General features: G+C 63.0%; 1 protein-coding gene. It reads left to right on the top strand.

What is annotated here, in order from left to right; all coding sequences use genetic code 11:
• Nucleotides 1-84: 84 nt before the first annotated feature.
• Nucleotides 85-1,160 (top strand): IS3 family transposase gene (locus ACX3OZ_RS20845; protein WP_459105507.1). Its coding sequence is split into 2 segments (ribosomal slippage), with 1,077 coding nucleotides annotated over them: nt 85-340 and nt 340-1,160; the frame shifts between segments, so codons are not numbered across the junction. This gene is flagged as partial in the annotation.

The following is a 1,160-nucleotide window of genomic DNA, read 5'->3' as shown; positions in this document are numbered from 1 at the left end:
AGAGCTGGCTCGGGGAATCTGAACACGGGGATGAGTGGATTTTCTGCCTGACGGCGGCCAATATGGCCGCGAACAGGAGAGATCATGACGAGACGACCCCGCCGCAACCACACCCCGGCGTTCAAGGCGAAGGTGGCCCTGGCGGCGCTCAAGGGCGAGAAGACCCTGGCCGAGTTGGCGCAGCAGTTCGACGTGCACGCCAACCAGATCACGCAATGGCGCAGTCAACTTCTGGAGGGCGCCGCCGATGTGTTTGGTGAAGCCCGCGCGGAGGCATCGGCTCCAGTGGTGGACGTCAAAACGCTGCATGCCAAGATCGGCCAGTTGACGCTGGAGAATGATTTTTTAGAGGGTGCGCTCACAAAAGCGGGTTTGCTGAGCGTAAAGCGATGATCGACCGCAATCACGAACTGTCCGTTTCCCGGCAGGTGCGCGAACTCGGGATCAGCCGGGGCAGCGTCTATTACCTGCCGCGCTCCGTGTCGCCCGTCGATCTGGCCCTGATGCGCCGGATCGACGAGCTGCATCTGGATTACCCGTTCGCCGGCGCCCGCATGTTGCGTGACCTGCTGGCTGGAGAAGGCATCCGGGTGGGCAGGCTGCACGTCTCGACGCTGATGAAGCGGATGGGCATCGAGGCGATCTACCGCAAACCCAATACCAGCAAGCCCGCGCCGGGCCACAAGGTCTATCCCTACCTGCTGCGCAGGCTGGCGGTGACGCGAGCTAACCAGGTCTGGGCGATGGACATCACCTATATCCCCATGGCCCGTGGGTTCGTCTATCTGGCCGCGGTCGTGGACTGGTTCAGCCGCCGGGTGCTGGCCTGGCGGCTCTCGATCAGCATGGATGTGGGCTTCTGCATCGAGGCGGTCGAGGAGGCGCTGGGCCGCTATGGTGCGCCCGAGATATTTAACACCGACCAGGGCAGCCAGTTCACCAGCATGGCCTTCACCAGGTTGCTGCGCGACAACGAGATCGCGATCAGCATGGACGGCAGAGGATCGTGGCGCGACAACGTCTTCGTCGAGCGGCTTTGGAGGTCGATCAAGTATGAAGAGGTTTACCTGCGAGCCTACGACACCGCCTCCGATGCCCGGGCCTCGATCGGCCGCTATCTGGCCTTCTACAACGGTCGCCGGCCCCACTCGAGCCTTGAC

This window comes from Devosia sp. A369, assembly GCF_054489345.1.
Note: the sequence above shows the minus strand (reverse complement) of the source record. Positions and strands in the feature narration are given on the sequence as shown.